Genomic DNA, 17,043 nt, shown 5'->3' on the forward strand with positions numbered 1-17,043 from the left:
CTGTGAGGTCTGACTTTCTAACTTCTAAACTTTCTAACTTTCTAACTTAATTACCCCTCTCCCACTCCACTTCCGGAAACACCACTTCCAGCTGCCTTTTGATAACCCTATAGTTCCCTTTCCAGAAGCTAGCCAGATCTGATACAGTTGTGATCGGCTTTAGCTCTGGGGTTAATAAAGCCAGTTCTACAGTCATCTCACCTTCGTCTACGGTAGGGCTTTGCTCCCAGCTTAGCACGTCTTGCAGGCGAATTTCCAGCTTTGGTTGTGCGCCATCGGGCTTATAGTCTAGTTCTATACTTGAGCCATCGGGCAGAATGATATAAGCCGGAGCTAGTATATCCAGCCTGGTGCGTTGCTCTTCGTTCAGGTATTTGGCTTCCAGAATCGGTTGGAGGTCCAGCTTCATCAGGTCGTCGGGGTGCTCTATGTCGTAGAGGTGTGGGGTTAGCCAATCGGCATTGGTCATGAGCAGCGTGGAGGTGCTTACATCGGGCCAGAACTCAGAAGGGCGCCACTTACGCAGACTCAGCACACGGTTTTGCCATTGGGTTAGGTCGTGGTTAAAGTCCAGGAGGTGCTCGCCTTCGTGCTTGATGGCCTCGATCATGGCTGGTATGCGATGCTTCTCGTCGGGGGCTGGCAGGGGCTTGCTTTGCAACACAATGCTGCCAATGCGGGTGTCCATAGAGGCGGTTAGCTCTCCGTCGTTCACATCCCAATGGTAGCTTACCTGCTGTTTTACGAGCGGGGCCAGGTCTTTGGGGTTTAGCGGGGATGCCATGAAAATACGGCCCGGGTTATCCTCTCCTCCGGCATGCAGGTGCGCGATGGCCAGCCAGGGCTCGTAAGCCAGATCGTCGCGGTGGCCTGCCGAGGCATACTTGCCGTTTGCCAACTGGAACTGCGCGTTGTTGCCGGGGCGTGCATAGGCTATGCGCTCAGGGTAGCAATGCGTTAGCAGCACACCGGTTTCATACTCATCAAAAGTACTGTTATCGGCCTCTATGTTAAACATGCTGCGGTACGAACGGGCTACCTTCTCTATTTTCCCGAATCGCTTGCCCTGCCCCTGCTCTCTGCGGTACCTGCGCAGGGCTTCAATTCTTAGATTTATATCGATGCCGGCGTTGCGGTCCAGTGGGTCGCGCTCTTCTAGGATAGCGGCAATATCGGAAGCCAGGGCCACCTGGTCGGTTTCCTCAGCTTTGAGCAACATGTGGGCAATACGCGGATGGCATGGCAGGGCATGCATTTTTTTGCCGTGCTCGGTAATACGGCCATGCTCCAGGGCCTGCAGTTGGTGCAGCATTTCGGTGGCAGACTGTAGCGCCGCTCTCGGAGGAGGGTTTAGCCAGGTTAGGCCACGGATATCCATGATTCCCCATTGCGCCATATCCAGCACCAACGACGACAGGTCTGCTTCCAGAATTTCGGGGGTGCGGTGCGGGGCCATGCGCTCGTGCGTGGTTTTGCTCCACATGCGGTAAGCCGTACCGGGGCCTAAACGACCTGCACGACCTGCACGCTGGTCGGCTGCGTCTTTGGAGATACGCACCGTTTCGAGCCGCGACAAACCGGACTTCGGATCGAAGCGGGAGGTTTTGCCGAAGCCCGTATCCACTACCACTGAAATGCCTTCAATGGTTAAGCTGGTCTCGGCAATGCTGGTGGCCAGCACCACTTTGCGTTTGCCTTCGCGGTTAGGCATAATGGCTGCGTACTGCTTATTAAAGGGCAGCATACCAAACAGCGGGTGAATCTTAAAATCGCGCAGTTGCCTGCGGAGCAGTTCTTCTACCTTCCGGATATCGTTTTCGCCGGGCAGGAACACCAGGATATCCCCTTCCTGCTCCTTTGCTGCCTGTTGCACAATGCGGGCCGTCATTTCGGGTAGCATTCTATCGTCGGCATCGCCGGTGTAAATGGTCTCGACGGGGTATTGCCTGCCCATACTTTGCGCCACCGGTGCCTGCAGCAGTTTGGTAAGCTGAGGCATATCCAAGGTGGCCGACATCACCATAATGCGCAGGTCCGGGCGAAGCGTGTGCTGCGCCTCCCGGCTCAGGGCCATGGCTACATCGGCATGGATGCTGCGCTCATGAAACTCATCAAATATCACGATGCCCACACCCGAAAGCGCCCTGTCGCTGTGGATCATGCGGGTAAGGATGCCTTCGGTTACGACCTCGATGCGGGTTTGCTCCGAAATGCGCGTCTCGAAACGGATGCGGTACCCGACAGTCTGGCCTACCTCCTCGCCCAGCAGTTGCGCCAGGCGCTCGGCAATGGTTTTGGCTGCCAAGCGCCGTGGCTCCAGCATGATGATCTTCTGGCCCGAAAGCCAGGCCTCGTCCACGATAGCTAACGGCAGCAAAGTGCTTTTACCGGCTCCGGGAGGGGCGTTTACGATCAGCGTGTTCTGCGCCGCCAGGTGCTCCCTAACAGCAGGTATAATTTCCCCAACGGGCAAGTCTATGGTAAATGGGTTGAAGGGCAAGCGTCTCTTACTTTAACTATAATTTAAATATTTACTTTAGCTATAATAGAATGAGCTAACGGTATTCTGTGTGATTCTTTGCTTTATTTTCTCAGGATCAAGTGCTGAATTATAGACTAGCCTAGCGGCTTGCTCTCTCCAATTTGCATCACCTTGCCCTGTAAATGATTGAGCTAGCTGACGTATGACTGAAGACGCTTGTTTACTCCAAGCTCTAAAATCATCTAAAGGCCATAAATATAAATCCTTGGAGAAAGTACGAGCTGCTTCATCCAAACCAACTGCGTTAGTTATAATGCATGTGATTATTTCAGCGTCTTGCGGTAAAGCAGGAACATGTTCTTTCATCCATGTAGCATGACCTCCAGCTTGTTTGATTTGTGTAACAGATAATGTAGGATTATTAGCAGTAAATATTTTATCTTCAAAAACGAAGCATAAATTTGAAACAATAAAATATGGATCAGGTGCAGCGTCATCGCTAGGGTTATCACATATGAACCCAGCTAACTTCCCTAACAATTTGTGCCCCTGCTCAAACTTCTTACCATCTGTCTCAGCCAAACCTCTTTCCATGTTGGTGATGTAGGCTTCTAGCTTTTTTAAATTTCCTGCAGCTAAACTTAGAAGGACCTTTTCAATTCCTTCGACTAAACTAACAACATTAAAAGGTAATTCATCGGAATTAGAATCTGAAGAATAATCTTTCAATGATTTTAGCCATGCTACACCTGTACTTGATGCTCCAGCTCTAAAGAAATAGTCTCGAAATTTAGGTGCATAAACTTCTTTTCCTTGTTTTGCTAAATAATAGCAAACTGTACCAGCTTGATAGTACCAATAAGCTCTGTAGCCTTTTACATCGTCTCCATCAAGATTACTCAGTACTTGATTCGCGTATTTTAACGCTTCCTCATAATCTTCATCCCAAAGGCTATACATAAACTTAACCTCGTAAGGTGCAGCTGAACCTACTTTTTTCAGGGCAGTAGAGTTAGGATCTTCAATGGGATTCTTAATTTTATCATCCCTAATTTGCCTAATGTATGCATCAATTTGTTCCCATGCAGACTTGTGCTCTAAGAACACGTCAATCATTTCTAATAGATCAGTTGCATCAGTCACATTTTTTGATGACTGTTCATAGCCAAAAAGTATTTCAGCTTGCAATTCTGGATGTAAACCAAGAATTTTTTTTGAGTTTAGTAACTCATCTGTAAAGTCAGAACCTATAATATAAACAACAGCAAAGTCATTAACACCTCGCGTACACCTACCAGCAGCTTGAGCGATTCTTGTTCTAATTCTCTCTTGATAAATAACAGATACGGCCATCCTTGTTAGCATAAACCGTTCTTGTAAGTTAGTAGTCTTTGACAAGTTATGCAGCACTAGAAGCCTGCATTCATCCCCTGGAAAGTTTATACCTTCGAAACGGTTTGATATTATAGCAAACCCAGGATTACTATTTACAAATTCTACCTGATTTTCTTCAAGCCCCTTACCATCAAAGAAACGAGCACCAGGTAACTTTGGGGTGAGTTCATTTTTGATGCCTTGGCTCTCGAAGTGATTTTTTGTAATAAATAATGCTCTAGGAGTATGTTGCAAAAGGTTTGGTATATGATTCCACAACTCCTCCTTCTCCATTATTAGCTCTGGAAAAACAAAGAACCTTCTACCTATGACTTTTTTCTTCCATTGAGATGGAATAGGTATCCTAAAAATTTTCTGTACTCCCGTAACTCTTTCCAGTTCTCCACTTAAACCAAGCGTAGCAGACATATAAACCCTTTGCTTAGCTAGAGAGAATGGCTTATGAGATAGTGTTGGAGGAATATATGGCCTAATCTGTATTTCATCATAACTCAAAAAGAAGTTACATGCATGTAGCTTATCTTTTATTACTTGCCAACCAAACTTTACATCACCTTTAGCTTGAGTAAGATGAAAGTCTAGTATTTGAAAAATCTTATCCAGTTGATCTGCTACCTTGGGAGCCGGCAACATGTCAATCCAATCTATATCATACCTATCAACTTCACCTTTACTTTTAAGCATCCGCTCGTAAAATGTTCCATCAATAAGTGGTTTAATAATTTCTACTAAAGCTCTATAGATACTTTCATTTTTTTCCCTATCAATTGTAAGAGAGAAATAATTAGAAAAGTAATTATCCGCTGTATGAGCATCATCAAATATTAGGAAATCAGCTTCATTAAATTCTGGATTTGTATTGAATAAAGCTGAGTAGGTAGTTACACCTATTACTCTTCCAGCTTTATAATCCCTAAGACTTCCTTTGTCATAATCACTTTTTTTTCCTGTAAAGGAGACAGCCTTTATTCCATATTTACTTTCAGCTTCTTCTACTACTTGATTTACAAGCTGCCTTGTTGGGCACAAGTATAAAACCTGTTCGTTAAATTTTACTCTTCTGAATTCTGCAAGTAAGATTCCTATCAGGGTTTTACCACTACCTGTTGGAAGCTCGAAAGCAATGTCTGTCTCTTTTATATTGGCTAAATAAAAATCTAGAATCTCAGACTGATAATCTAGAACACCTTTTATCTCTCCTTTAGGATTTATTAATAATTCCTGAGGTTTTTCTACCTGTGGTGCTGATGATTGAGGTGGTTTAAATGGCATGAGATTTATTAAGCTTGTATGAATAAATTATTAAAAGAAAAAAGTGAGCTTTGCAGCTCACTTCTTATATTTTTTAAAGCAGACATCCCGCCGTGACGGATGTGCCAACTGTCCAAACTGTATCAAATATAGATTGTAAAAAATTGTTACTATTGGAATTTAGTTTAGCATCGTTTGAATGTGTCTCCATTGTTGTTTCTCCTTTCTTTTGATTGTTAAAATAATACTTCAGGATTCCCCATAAGAACATTATGAGAAAATATAAACAGACAATCGGCACATTTCCGTCACTTAAAGGAGCTGACTCTAATTGAGTCACTTTAAGTAAAACAAATATATATTTTTTCTGATTAAATTAAAAACAAGTTAGTCTAAGTACAAACTTGTATATTTTCCCTGCTGGCGCGAGCTTGCAGCTCGTGCCTTTTCTTTGCTACACAGCACAAGTAACAGTACATACTACAAGTTCGCACATGCGAATGCACGGCTTAGTATATACATAGGCCAGAGGTACATTATCAGGCCCTGCTGAAGCTTTATGCCATATGCTTACTGCAACTGTAACCTTGGCCTGCCGTTTAGATAGAGCAGGTACACTAATTTAAGCGCGTGAAACAAAAGCCGCGCTGGTTGGTCGTAGCTGCTGTCTCAAACCAAATGCCCTGTATATGCAAGACGCCTACCGCAATTCATCAACTGATCTGATCTCGGTGATCAACTACTACTGGGAAAAGTTTCTGTTTCTGCTCCCCAACATTCTGCTCACCATCCTCATCTTTGTGGTGGCGGTGTGGCTGGCGGGTAAGATCAAAAATTGGCTGGAAGGCCAGCTCACCACCAAATCGCATGACAAGATCACGGGCAGGTACATCGCGATGGTCACCCGGTGGGTAGTCATATTCATCGGTCTGCTACTGGGCTTGCAGTCGCTTGGCCTGAGCGGCGTGGCGGGTGGCTTGCTGGCGAGCGCAGGCCTATCTGCGTTTGTGATAGGCTTTGCCTTCAAGGATATTGCCGAGAACTTCCTGGCCGGCCTGATACTTGCCTTCGACCGCCCTTTCGAGATAACCGACACCATTGAGGTAGAAGACACTATCGGGAAAGTACAGAACCTGCACCTGCGCTCCACCCACCTTCTCACCTTCGATAGCCGTGATGTGTATATCCCGAATGCCAAAATACTGAGCTCCAAAGTAACCAACCTGACCCAGAACGGCCGTATCCGGATGGACTTTGTGGTGGGTATTGATTACAATGATGATGCACAGGCCGCCATTGACCTGATCGAGAGAACAGCCTTGGGCATTCCTGGCGTTTTGCAGGAGGACCCACCCTATGCCGCAGTAGATTTGCTTGATGTGAGCACTTTAAACATCAAGGTGTTTTTCTGGGCCGAAACCAAGGATTATAAGAAAAATGTCGTGCTTCTGAAAGGCCGAATCATGCAGGCCGTTTCAAAAGCCCTGCTGGAGAATGGCTTCGGGCTCCCGGCCAACATTCAGGAACTCAAGCTGTACGATTACCAGAAAGACCTCCCCATCCGGATGGTAGAGAAGTCGGCGCAGGAGTAAATCAGCTTCCTGTTGGCGTGAGCTTGTAGCTCGTGCCTTTATTTTGCCACGCAGCTATCACAGACCATAGCATACCAAGTCCTCTGCACCTGAACATCAGTTAGGTACAACCGTACCTATATAATTCATCTATAACTTAATTCAGACACTGCATATGGAAGAAAATAACGGTTCGGTTGGCGCTGCTCGAGGCAGCTTTGTCGAACGACTAGCAGAAAAATTTGGCATCGCAGCGAATAGCGCTACGATATATGGGGAGCCAGTTGAACGGGAGGGTATTACGGTCATTCCTGTTTCAAAAGCTGCTTATGGTTTTGGTGGCGGTGAGGGTACCGGCACAGCAGAAGGCAAGGGAGAAGGTTCTGGCGGTGGTGGAGGCATGGCACTCACGCCTGTTGGCTATATAGAAATAAAACAAGGGGCTACCCGGTTCCGCACCATTCGCGATCCGCAAACGGTGGTAAAAATTGTAGCCATCGGCAGTCTGGCTTTATTCCTGACCACTAAAAGCATTGCAAGCATATTTAAAAGCAAGAAAATTGCAAAGCTCTTGAAAAAGTGAGTTTTGCGGTGGTGTACTGGATAGATGTATTCATGCCTTCTACTGGCGCGAGCTTTTAGCCGTGCCATTTTCTTTTCCAAGCAACTTTATTTTCGAGTGAGTAACAGTACGAACAACAAGTTCATACTAGCCAGGGCTTTACTGGAGATCGATATTGCTCGAATGATGGAGCTACAAGCTCGCACCAGCAAACGATTGGTACTGCTCGAATGAATGATAGAGGTACGAGCTGCAAGCTCACACCAACAACCTAAATATAAACTACATTGCCCCGCTAGCCGTCCCGCTGGCGCGAGCTTGCAACTCGTGCCTTTAATTCCCTTACCGCTATACTTTCAGCAAACGTAACAGTACCGGGTGCTAGCGCCCACTAGCAGAAGAAAGCCGCCTCCAATCTAAATCTACTCTTTCTGGCTTAGCTTTTTACGCAGGCCAGCACTTTCATTTCATTGTCCCGATTATAACACAAAACCTATTCCGGTTGTAAAGCTGAGAATATGAGTGTTTAGGCTCGTAGCAAAGCTGAATTGCTGGTTGCCTGTGTAATAATCAGAGGAGAGCATCACACACCAGCGGTTGGCTATTTTTCTGCGGTAGCCTACACCCAATGATATGCCAAGCGTCCTGTTCTCAGATACGTACTCAGAAACTTCCGAAGTTGATTTTTCACTGGTATACAAAGAGCCCAACCGAAATTTGACATCTATAGAGGAGTCATCTGAAACATTTGAAGTGTACATCGGGCCAACCATCAGCACGCCATAGCTCACTTCAACCCGAGTTGGTAAGGCGTAGGTGTGCCCCTGGTTGTAAACCATAGCTTCCGAATCGAAAGCATGTGCACCCCCTACCCATGTTCCGGTTACTCCGAAGCCCTTGCCAAAACTGTAGCCAACGTTCAGCAGATTGAGGTGCAACCCTGCGCCGGTTTTCACATCCTTGTTCCCGGGTAAAAAGCTTGGCCCCAACCCTAGCCCTATATACCCTTTATTTCGTTGCTCCTGCGCTTTTGCAGGAATAGTATAAGCTACTAATACTAGCAGTATAAGCCAGACAGCGCTACAAGCCTTTTGCATCATTTCACCATATAGTTTTAGGGCACAAGTATAACTAATTAAATTATTCTAAGATATACTTTAACTATATTTTTCTTGTGAATTTGGGCAGCAAGCTGTCTGTGGCTGGTAATGGTAGCAAACCTTAACTAACCCCTTTGCAAAACCTTTCTATAATGAGGTTAACATTCAATTTATTTTAGATTAGTTTTCAGTTTAGTTTTATACGCAGAGCCCCACGCGCATAAAACTAGGTATACTTATCAAGGATTAAATTAATTATATATATTTAGCGCTGAACTGAGCTTTAAAACAAACGTAGCATGCGCTTAAAATTTTTACTTTCCGTCCTGATGGCGGCCATACTTGTAGGTTGCGACAAGGAAAATGCCCCTTCACCTGATACCAGCGTAAAAGACTTCGACTTCACTTTCAGGTACGATGCTCCATTGACAACCATAAATCAATTTGAGCTGCTGCTTACTCAAAAAGACGGCGAAGTACTCCTAGACACCTTACTGTCGACTGGAACACAGCATGCGCTAACTGCCAAAACCAACGACCCTAAGCTAAACCTAACCCTTGTTACCCCGGATGCGGCTAACCGGAATATGTATAGCATTACAACCTACAACCAGGTAAACCCAGATAAGTGGCATATAGTAGCTGGGTTCACAACAGAGGTAAATGAGCCAACCTTGGCTGCCGAAATTCGCTACACAAATATCCCTTATGATGCCAAGGCGTTTTTTAGCTCAAAGCAGTCTAACTGGACTGGCCTATCATGGCCCAACCCTACCGACAACTACCTGATTGCAAACTACAACCGGCTACTCCCCACTGATTTAGCTTATATACTGCTGCCAACCCACGGCAAATACATGTTTACTGAAGCCTCGTCAGACCTTATGTCTGTTGATTTCAGCAATGCTAACACGAGTACTAAACTGAAGTATAACAGGCCAGCCAACATAACCAAGTTCAGAACATTCTTACACGGATACTCAAAAGCGGGTGATTATACCCACACGCAACCGCTTTTTAATTCTGATTATATGTCTTCTGAAGCATATGATTTGCAGTATCCCTCCACTGTAATAGAGGAGTTTGAACTGAATGTATACTACACGGATGCCGATGGCTACCAGCACAGGTACAACCATATTGGCAGTGCCGTGCCCCAAATCATGCCTTTTTCAGAAAAATCTAACTTTAAAGTAGCCAAGTCTGATTTTAGTGATTTTCAGGTATCCTTCACTGACAATCTGCCAAGCTTGTATTTTTCCCGTTGGGCTTTGGCAACTGCCGATGTAAATGCTAACTGGTATATCTACAGTTCCCCGGAAGAGGTAAGCTACAATCCAAAGCGTATTTTAGAAGAATTAAAGCCAAAATTACTGGCAGGCAAGTCAGTTGCAGGGTTTAAGCTTTCTTCCGTGCAAACTATAAAAGCTCCCAATTATACCTACCAATCCTACTGCGATTACTATGGCTCCCCTGAAGCTCGCGCTAAAAAAACGATGAAGGAAACACAGCAAATCGGTAAATCCTTTTAGCAACGTATTGCCAAAAGGATTTGCCAGTATAGCTTAAGGCAGGGCATGATATGGCGCGCCCGCTTCTAAACCAGAAAAGAATAAATGCCTTAATGGTTTGGCCTACTTGCGATACTTGCTATTTCTTCGGCTCATGGCCCCAGTTTTTCAAGGAGTAGCGCCACGGGGTGTCGGCTATGTTGCCGCTTGGCCGTTGCGCAGTATGGCGGTGCACATAGTCAACTACTTTGCGCATGTGTGCATAATCCGCATCGGTGAGGTCTGCCTTTTTCTTCTGAAGAATTTTAATGATTTTTCTGCCCGATTCGTGCCCCACAGACTCTGTGTCATCGTCATCTTTGTACCCTACTTCCTTCGATTCCTCGGTATCTAGCCAATCTTCCAGCTCGGAAGGGGTCATATTAACCACCTCCTTAAAATCCTGGTAAATCTCTTCGCGCTCGCCTTTGTTAAAATCTGTATCTGCCATAACAATTACATACTTAATGGTCCAGCACTTTATACTTAAAAGCAGCTGCGTGGTTGAGTTGCAAGGTGGTCCGTAAAATATTTGTGCGATTTATACTTACTGATGCCCTGGTCAATTAAAGGTTTGTGCCAGCTTTCACTCTTCTGTGGTATAAACTATCAGTAATATCAGAAAAAGACATTAAAGTATGAATTGTTGTAAAAGCCGTATGCTCGCTAGCCTAAAACCATTGCTATTTTTTATCGTTTTTCAAGAAACAGAAAACCTCACCATGTATGGCAGAAAGCAGAAACAAGGAGCAGTATACCAAGCCAAAGCTGCGCGAGAAGATCAAAGCTGAACTGAAGCAGTCTGAAAAAGGCGGCAAAAAAGGCCAGTGGTCGGCGCGCAAAAGCCAGCTGCTTGTGCAGGAATACGAAAAGCAAGGCGGCGGCTACAAAGGGGAAAAAGACGAGGAAGCCAAATCGCTAACCGAGTGGACCGACCAGGACTGGCAAACAAAGGAAGGAAAAGCAGATGCCCGTAAAGGCAACAAAACCAGCCGATACCTGCCCAAAGAAGTATGGGAAGCCCTGAGCCCAGAGGAGAAAAAGAAAGCAGAAAAGGCCAAAGTGAAAGGCTCTAAAAAAGGAGAGCAGCACATTGCATACACGCCCGCAGTAAAACGCGCCATGCAACAGGTAAAGAAAGAGCATAGCGCGCCCACCAAAGCAGACCTGATGAAAGAAGCCCGCAAGCTAGACATAAAAGGCCGCAGTAAAATGAACAAAGCCGAATTAGAGCAAGCCGTGAAAGCAGAAAAGTAACTGCCCGGTTGGTGCAAAACTTACGGGTTGTTTTGCAAAGCCTTTACTTTTTAGATATGATACCTCATCTGGTTTGCAAACAAATTAACTAATTACATACCCCGCTGGCGCAAGCAGGAAGCTTGTGCCTTTTTTTACCACGTAGCCATACTTTGTGTCAGTGAAAGCAAAAGCCCGCACAAACACGGCAAAACCTAAACTACAACTGGCCATTTTCGTTGGCCTTTTCGTAATCTGCTTTTTCAAACACTTTTATGCCACTGTAGCCAGCCTGCTGATAAGTTAGCACCCGGTACACATACCGGTCGTCCTGGTAATCAGTATAAGCCTCAGGTGGCACTACCTCACCCAGCATCGTCTCACCGGAAACGAGCAGCATGTTGCGCCGACTAAATTTCTTACGGATTTTATGGATTGGTTTGTCGGGGTAAACATTGTATAAAATACGCGATGCACTGGTAGCGTTGTAGTAGAGCACACACCAGGCTGTAGCCCCGTCATCGCTTTCGCTCGGCTGGTAGGCCCACACCGCTTTGCCCATCTTGTTGCTGGTAGGGCCGTTGTTAGACTGGAGCTGCCACCCTTTACGGCTTAATTTATTATCTAGTTCAGGCACCTCCATTTACCTCATTTTCAACAGTTTTTGCAGTGTCAGCTTCTGGGAAATTGCTGGGACTGCAAGAAAACATAGCAGGAGGCAGGTAATAACTGTTTTCATGGGTATGATCTTGTTTTACGCTGGTGATGGTATAGCACACTATTTTACCCCCTCCCAGTCACTTTTTTGGCGAAGAGCCCTAGTTCGCCGGCGTAATTTATTGGCGTTAGAATCTATAGAATATGTTTCTGCAAAGCCTTTTTGCTTCTCTCTGGAAGACATTTGCACTTACTTCGGATCTTCTTCCGGAACAGGTTCTACGTGTATAGAAACAAGCTTCCAGGTATTATCCGCCTGTGGTTCCCAGACAAAAGTATAGTTCCCTTTTTCCTGCTGTGGGTCTGTGTTAGGCTCTTCTCTGCTGATGCTATAGGTACCAAGGGTATAAGCCATGTCCCTCCCCTCTCCCTTAACTTTGATGTTAGCTTCCAGGTTTTTAGCTGTCATTAAATTAGGCCGCAACCAGTTTGCTACCACCTCATCTTTGTTATTTAAAGCATTCGGCCCTGAAAGCATTTCCACGTCATCTGCCATTACCGACATCAAGTAGGTAGAGTCCATGGAGTTCCAGGCAGTTACAAATTTATCGTTGAGCTCATCCATACTTACAGCAGCAACCGTTTCTGCTTCGGTGGTAGTTTCGGTAACGGTCTCCTCTGCATCAGTACAGGAGATGGTAAGAAGCGGCAAAGCTAATGCGTATACTAACTTTCTCATAGCATAGGTGTTATAAAGTGAATGATGAATAGCACAGACACAACAATTATGTAGGGTGAAGCCAGCAGTGTGTTAAACGGACTAATAAAGTATAAATTAAATAACGGATAGGAAAAGTTATAGGTTAGAAATTAAACACTAGCTTTCACATCCACCAGCGAACTGTTTATCAATCATTTATAGCCAGATTGGCTATCAGACATTCTGGTTATGCCACTAATATGGCAAGACTGAAGGGCATGGCCTGGGTTCTCAACTAAAAATCCCTTGCTTTATGAGAAACACATGACGCAGCCTATAATAAAATTGAGCTATACCGGGCCTTACCCATGATTTTGGCGACCATTACTACATGCTACACCTGATTGCATTGCCTTGCTATACTTCCCCTGGTTTTGGCGGTAGAAGGCTGGCTAGGTCATGTATGGCTACCTCCAAGTTGCCCTGAGCCTGCAACACCAGCGAAAGCCCGTCAGCCTTGGGAACAATGTTTTGCACGGCCACAACTCCTATGGCGCCCTTCAGTTTCAGGCCTTTCAGCTCCATCCCTTGCCCCAACTGACTGTTTACCTTCTTCAGCTCAACCCCAATAATGGCTTTCAGGTCGATTCTGGCCTTGTCGATTATCTGGTTATAGGCCACCTTGTTCACCAGCACCTGCAAGGCCGTGTTGTAAAAGCCGCTGGAGGTATGCGACTCCATCGAGTACTGCTTTACATATAGTTGCTCCGATGCATTATCAAACGCCAAAGCCACTGAGGCATATAGATCCACTTTGTCGCGCTTTAGCACCGTACGCAGAATTTTGAGCTGCACCCGCAGTAACAGATTGTAAGCTCCTGCGCTTGTACCCGCTATGCCTACGTGCAGCACCTGCGCATAGGGGTTGGCTGTCGCCCTGTCTTCGGGTTTGGGGATGAACTCCCCTATCAATTGCTTTTGCAGCACTGCTTCCAGCGCGGCATAAGATACAGTAATAGGCAGGCTTATTTGTATAGGGCTTTCCATAGAAATTGTGTTTAGAAGGGAGATAGCACGCATCAACAGCCTGTTACTTAGTCGAATCGGGGCAGGTGCTAGCCCAGAAACTGTAGGCCAAAGCTTATTCCTCTTACTTTTAAGAAGCCTAATTTACGCAGTGCAGGCCGGCAGGGCAAATCAAAATCAGCTTGAGCAAGTTTATACTGCCTAATCCTACCCCCTTTTGTGTAGTTTGTCTAAAAACATAAACACTTGTCAGGAGTTGAGCTGTTTGTAAACGCCTATTTGCTGCCATTTCAGAACTGGCCTTAAGTATAGCCACCGGTTGCGCTATCGCAAGACCTGCGGCATATACCCAAGGCCTAATTTAACAGGTATACTTTTATACTTTTAGTGCCCAAAAAGCAAGTGCATCCGCACCGTGTTTTGCGGCATTCAGAAGAAGGTAAGCTAGCTATGCATGTTAACCAGGGAATGAGATGGTAAACTTCGCTCCCTCATTCACGTTACTTTCTAAGTTAATTTTTCCGCCCATACTCGTAATGTGGTGATGAACCAGATATAGCCCAACGCCCTTGCTATCGGGGCTAGTATGAAAGTTTTGGCCTAGCCCGAAAACCCTTTCCTGAACTTTCTCCATATCAAAGCCTTGGCCATTGTCTGAGACGATCAATTGGCATACACCCTGCTCCTTTTTGGAGGAAATAGATATACTGGGTGTGCTATCCGGCCGTGCATACTTTATGGCATTCGTAATCAGGTTTAAAAACACGCTATCCATGTACGCTTTGTTAAACCTGACGCTGCCGGCACCAGAGAAATCGGCGTGGATACTGGCTTTTGAAGTTTTAAGTAAGGAGCCGATTGAGTCCCGCACATCGCGCAGGCTGCTATCTAAGTCCACCTCTTCCACGCGCGCATACATACTATCCTTCTCCGTTAGCACGTCCACGTAGTTGTTCAGGGTTTGCCTGAGCTTATCGCCTGTTTGTTTCAGGTAATTGATTAACTGAATGGTTTTCGGGTCGGTAATCTTCGAGATATCCAGCAGTTTGAACAGCGACAGCAGGTTGTTTACCGGCGATCTTAAGTCGTGGGAAGTGGTATAGTTTATCTGCTTCAGTTCCTGGTTCAGTTTGGTTAGGTTGGCGAGTAAAACGTTCCTTTCTTTCTCCAGCTTAACTTTGTGCGTTACGTCTTTGGCAATGGCAAACACGAGGCCATCAGTATCTACGGGCAGCGAGGTCCAGGAGAGCCATACAACCTCGCCACTCTTTGTTATATACCTGTTTTCGAAATGGTTGAGTGGCTTTGATTTTTTTAACTCTTCGCGGACCTGCGATGTTCGCGTACGGTCGTCGGGATGTACAAAGCTATTAATTGGCTGGGCATACAGTTCCTCTAAAGTATAGCCCAATAGCTTAGACACGGCGGGGTTTATTTTTTTGAAGTACCCATCAAACCCTGCAATGCACAGGGGGTCAGGTGATAACTCGAAGAAACGCTCGTAATCAAAATCAGGGCTACTCATCGGGGTGGCTTTTATGTATAGCAAAGCTAATTATTTTCAGGATTAACAGGTCTCGAAATTACCTCTAAATGAGAGCCCTACTAGCTACTATTGCACCCAAACAAACGCAATTCCGAACAAAGCTTGTCAAAGCAAAGCTAATTCGTACAGGCGTGGGCTGTAATACGCCTTCTGGTTCAATATTAAATCACCGCACCAACATGCAGCGCATCCCCGAAAGCCCAGACAACAGGATTCTGAGTATCTGCGGCGCCAAATACTAGGTCCTGCTGCAGCAAGCCATTGATTGCGCGCCAACATACCAACTCATAATTACCTATAAGTGCCACAGATAGAGCCTCAAAAGTATAGTTAGCAGGGTTGTTTATATATGGCAAAGTCACTGATAAATAGCTTGTGCCTTTGGGTTTTTGGAAGGGTTTGTTTTATACTGTTTGTGGCTGAAGCACCTGCCCGTTGCAAGCGCTTCAGCCACTACAGCATGCATACTTCCCTCTCGGGTATAAACGATACCAGCTGGTTGTGCAAATAAAGCGAAGAACACAGCACGCTAGCTTCCTGAGATTAATGCTAAAACACTGCTAGGGCTATAGAATTACGATGCGCCACTTGCATAAACAATTTATTCACGCGGCTTACAGCTCTTTTTGCTTTTTTCTTGGCTTAGAGGTAAACCCTGGTTTTTAGGCGCCGTATTAGGGTAGCATTGAAACCTTAACCTTTATTCTTAATTCTTCGGAATTTACTATTTACAAAGACACGTATTAACCTTTTACAAAATAGAAACTTCATGAAAAAACTGATATTTATACCCCTGTGCTTGTCTCTTTTCTTTACCTCTTGTAATGATGATGAGAGCGAAACCGTTGCCCCGGTAGTTTCTGAGCTTGATGCTGATATGCGCGGCGAATGGACAAATACTTCCGTGAAGCGCGTGTATTACTCTATCAATGACACGATTATGTACGCTGACTCTGCCGAGCGACAGGCAACATTCCGTTTCGATGGCCGCCGTCTGAAAATTTCTTTGCCGGGCAGCTCCAGTGAAGACGTATGGGACTACAGTTTCCCGGACAAGGATAAAACCAACTACATTAAACTGCAGCAAGGCAACAACACAACCGATTACACGGTAACGACTATGAATGATACCATGATGGTTTGGGTAGATGAACTACAGTGGGCAGGTTTTCCGGAAGAGGCCGCTGACCAAGACAAAACAACCTCTAAGGTTGGTGTATATACCTGGACGTTCAAGCGTAAAAAATAAGCGATCCAGGCACTAAACAAAAAAAGGCGCGGGTTATAGCCCGCGCCTTTTTTTGTTTTTACCCTAAGGTAACCTTGCACCACAATCATACTCTGTAAAAACCCTCCGCTGCCCGTACTGCGTTAGTAGCATTACAAATGCTAACTGATGTAACTATGAAGCAAGATCACACTAAAACAGCAGTTTATACTTTGCTAATACTTGGCGCTGTTTTGCTTACAGCCTGCCAGACAACCGAAACACCCATAGGGGCCAGTACTACCCAAACCAGAGGTATGGCACCCGCGCGCGTAGATATCAGGGGAAGCGTGGTTTCATCCAGGTATAATGAGGGACAAGTAGTACTCGAGGTCGAAAGCTTTTCACCATCCCCCAACTCGCGGTACAACAGGGCGTATGTGCTTGTCCAGCCAACCGCTCAGATGGTTGGCCCCGACGGACAGGCTTTGAGTATAAGCGAGCTGCGGCAAGGGCAAAATGTGGCTATTATTATGCGTGGCGGTGGCCGAGGAAATTTTGTAGGCGTAGGCGTTGCCCGTAAAGTATGGGTGGAGAATCAGTTTTAAGACGTAGTCCTTTAGGCTTGAAGACGTAGTCCTTTAGGCTTGAAGACGTAGTCCTTTAGGCTTGCATCATGCCCCTGAAGCACGCCAATTAAACAGTCAGGTGTTGAAAGCTAGCGGCGCTGCAGCTAGTTATACTTTGGCTTGCCTTAAAA

The 17,043-nt window shown here is 45.6% G+C and carries 15 protein-coding genes; 6 read left to right on the forward strand and 9 right to left on the reverse strand.

Features of this window, described 5'->3' with window-relative positions; translation table 11 throughout:
- Positions 1–46: 46 nt before the first annotated feature.
- Positions 47–2,500 carry an ATP-dependent helicase HrpB gene (gene hrpB, locus D1627_RS15210; protein ID WP_119433133.1) on the reverse strand — a complete coding sequence of 818 codons (2,454 nt, stop codon included), beginning with the start codon at positions 2,498–2,500 and terminating at the stop codon, positions 47–49.
- Positions 2,501–2,536: 36 nt separating this feature from the next.
- A complete protein-coding gene (locus D1627_RS15215; protein ID WP_119433134.1) occupies positions 2,537–5,149 on the reverse strand; it encodes a DEAD/DEAH box helicase in 2,613 nt (870 codons plus the stop codon).
- 668 nt (positions 5,150–5,817) lie between these two features.
- On the opposite strand from D1627_RS15215, the gene D1627_RS15220 reads away from it, so the two are divergent.
- Together D1627_RS15220 and D1627_RS15225 are read left to right on the forward strand one after the other, a co-directional pair.
- Positions 5,818–6,720, forward strand: coding sequence for a mechanosensitive ion channel family protein (locus tag D1627_RS15220; RefSeq protein WP_119433135.1), 903 nt, complete (start codon positions 5,818–5,820; stop codon positions 6,718–6,720).
- Between the two features lie 154 nt (positions 6,721–6,874).
- Positions 6,875–7,282, forward strand: a complete 408-nt coding sequence (locus tag D1627_RS15225; RefSeq protein WP_119433136.1) for a spore germination protein GerW family protein — start codon at positions 6,875–6,877, stop codon at positions 7,280–7,282.
- A gap of 458 nt (positions 7,283–7,740) precedes the next feature.
- Here D1627_RS15225 and D1627_RS15235 read toward each other — a convergent pair whose 3' ends face one another.
- Positions 7,741–8,361 carry an outer membrane beta-barrel protein gene (locus D1627_RS15235; protein ID WP_119433138.1) on the reverse strand — a complete coding sequence of 207 codons (621 nt, stop codon included), beginning with the start codon at positions 8,359–8,361 and terminating at the stop codon, positions 7,741–7,743.
- A gap of 299 nt (positions 8,362–8,660) precedes the next feature.
- On the opposite strand from D1627_RS15235, the gene D1627_RS15240 reads away from it, so the two are divergent.
- On the forward strand, positions 8,661–9,893 hold the full coding sequence (locus tag D1627_RS15240; protein ID WP_147383330.1) for a hypothetical protein: 1,233 nt from the start codon (positions 8,661–8,663) through the stop codon (positions 9,891–9,893).
- A gap of 118 nt (positions 9,894–10,011) precedes the next feature.
- On the opposite strand, the gene D1627_RS15245 is transcribed toward D1627_RS15240, so the two are convergent.
- Positions 10,012–10,362, reverse strand: coding sequence for a DUF3140 domain-containing protein (locus D1627_RS15245; protein WP_119433140.1), 351 nt, complete (start codon positions 10,360–10,362; stop codon positions 10,012–10,014).
- 275 nt (positions 10,363–10,637) lie between these two features.
- On the opposite strand from D1627_RS15245, the gene D1627_RS15250 reads away from it, so the two are divergent.
- Complete coding sequence (locus D1627_RS15250; protein ID WP_119433141.1) at positions 10,638–11,168, forward strand: hypothetical protein; 531 nt, start codon at positions 10,638–10,640, stop codon at positions 11,166–11,168.
- Positions 11,169–11,367: 199 nt separating this feature from the next.
- Here D1627_RS15250 and D1627_RS15255 read toward each other — a convergent pair whose 3' ends face one another.
- The 5 genes from D1627_RS15255 to D1627_RS15275 form a co-directional block, all read right to left on the reverse strand.
- Positions 11,368–11,784 carry a hypothetical protein gene (locus tag D1627_RS15255; RefSeq protein ID WP_147383332.1) on the reverse strand — a complete coding sequence of 139 codons (417 nt, stop codon included), beginning with the start codon at positions 11,782–11,784 and terminating at the stop codon, positions 11,368–11,370.
- Positions 11,785–12,054: 270 nt separating this feature from the next.
- The gene (locus tag D1627_RS15260; RefSeq protein ID WP_119433143.1) at positions 12,055–12,543 is read right to left on the reverse strand and encodes a YybH family protein; all 489 of its coding nucleotides are present in this window, start codon (positions 12,541–12,543) and stop codon (positions 12,055–12,057) included.
- A gap of 378 nt (positions 12,544–12,921) precedes the next feature.
- Positions 12,922–13,551, reverse strand: coding sequence for a DUF4403 family protein (locus D1627_RS15265; RefSeq protein ID WP_119433144.1), 630 nt, complete (start codon positions 13,549–13,551; stop codon positions 12,922–12,924).
- Between the two features lie 436 nt (positions 13,552–13,987).
- Positions 13,988–15,055 (reverse strand): PAS domain-containing sensor histidine kinase, encoded by a 1,068-nt coding sequence (locus D1627_RS15270; protein ID WP_119433145.1) that lies wholly within the window; start codon positions 15,053–15,055, stop codon positions 13,988–13,990.
- Between the two features lie 182 nt (positions 15,056–15,237).
- Positions 15,238–15,432: a hypothetical protein gene (locus D1627_RS15275; RefSeq protein WP_119433146.1), complete on the reverse strand. Its 195-nt coding sequence runs from the start codon at positions 15,430–15,432 to the stop codon at positions 15,238–15,240.
- Between the two features lie 413 nt (positions 15,433–15,845).
- On the opposite strand from D1627_RS15275, the gene D1627_RS15280 reads away from it, so the two are divergent.
- A complete protein-coding gene (locus D1627_RS15280) occupies positions 15,846–16,325 on the forward strand; it encodes a hypothetical protein (protein ID WP_119433147.1) in 480 nt (159 codons plus the stop codon).
- Between the two features lie 155 nt (positions 16,326–16,480).
- Positions 16,481–16,891, forward strand: coding sequence for a hypothetical protein (locus D1627_RS15285; protein WP_119433148.1), 411 nt, complete (start codon positions 16,481–16,483; stop codon positions 16,889–16,891).
- Positions 16,892–17,043 lie beyond the last annotated feature (152 nt).

Origin of the sequence: Pontibacter oryzae (assembly GCF_003576375.1) — a bacterium.
Lineage (GTDB): Bacteria > Bacteroidota > Bacteroidia > Cytophagales > Hymenobacteraceae > Pontibacter > Pontibacter oryzae.

Excerpts from the sequence above, each read along its gene's own strand:
- D1627_RS15270 (WP_119433145.1), bottom strand. The coding sequence starts at position 15,055 with ATGAGTAGCCCTGATTTTGATTACGAGCGTTTCTTCGAGTTATCACCT.
- D1627_RS15225 (WP_119433136.1), top strand. The coding sequence starts at position 6,875 with ATGGAAGAAAATAACGGTTCGGTTGGCGCTGCTCGAGGCAGCTTTGTC.
- D1627_RS15260 (WP_119433143.1), bottom strand. The coding sequence starts at position 12,543 with ATGAGAAAGTTAGTATACGCATTAGCTTTGCCGCTTCTTACCATCTCC.
- D1627_RS15220 (WP_119433135.1), top strand. The coding sequence starts at position 5,818 with ATGCAAGACGCCTACCGCAATTCATCAACTGATCTGATCTCGGTGATC.
- D1627_RS15235 (WP_119433138.1), bottom strand. The coding sequence starts at position 8,361 with ATGATGCAAAAGGCTTGTAGCGCTGTCTGGCTTATACTGCTAGTATTA.
- D1627_RS15250 (WP_119433141.1), top strand. The coding sequence starts at position 10,638 with ATGGCAGAAAGCAGAAACAAGGAGCAGTATACCAAGCCAAAGCTGCGC.
- D1627_RS15265 (WP_119433144.1), bottom strand. The coding sequence starts at position 13,551 with ATGGAAAGCCCTATACAAATAAGCCTGCCTATTACTGTATCTTATGCC.
- D1627_RS15245 (WP_119433140.1), bottom strand. The coding sequence starts at position 10,362 with ATGGCAGATACAGATTTTAACAAAGGCGAGCGCGAAGAGATTTACCAG.
- D1627_RS15240 (WP_147383330.1), top strand. The coding sequence starts at position 8,661 with ATGCGCTTAAAATTTTTACTTTCCGTCCTGATGGCGGCCATACTTGTA.
- D1627_RS15280 (WP_119433147.1), top strand. The coding sequence starts at position 15,846 with ATGAAAAAACTGATATTTATACCCCTGTGCTTGTCTCTTTTCTTTACC.
- D1627_RS15215 (WP_119433134.1), bottom strand. The coding sequence starts at position 5,149 with ATGCCATTTAAACCACCTCAATCATCAGCACCACAGGTAGAAAAACCT.
- D1627_RS15285 (WP_119433148.1), top strand. The coding sequence starts at position 16,481 with ATGAAGCAAGATCACACTAAAACAGCAGTTTATACTTTGCTAATACTT.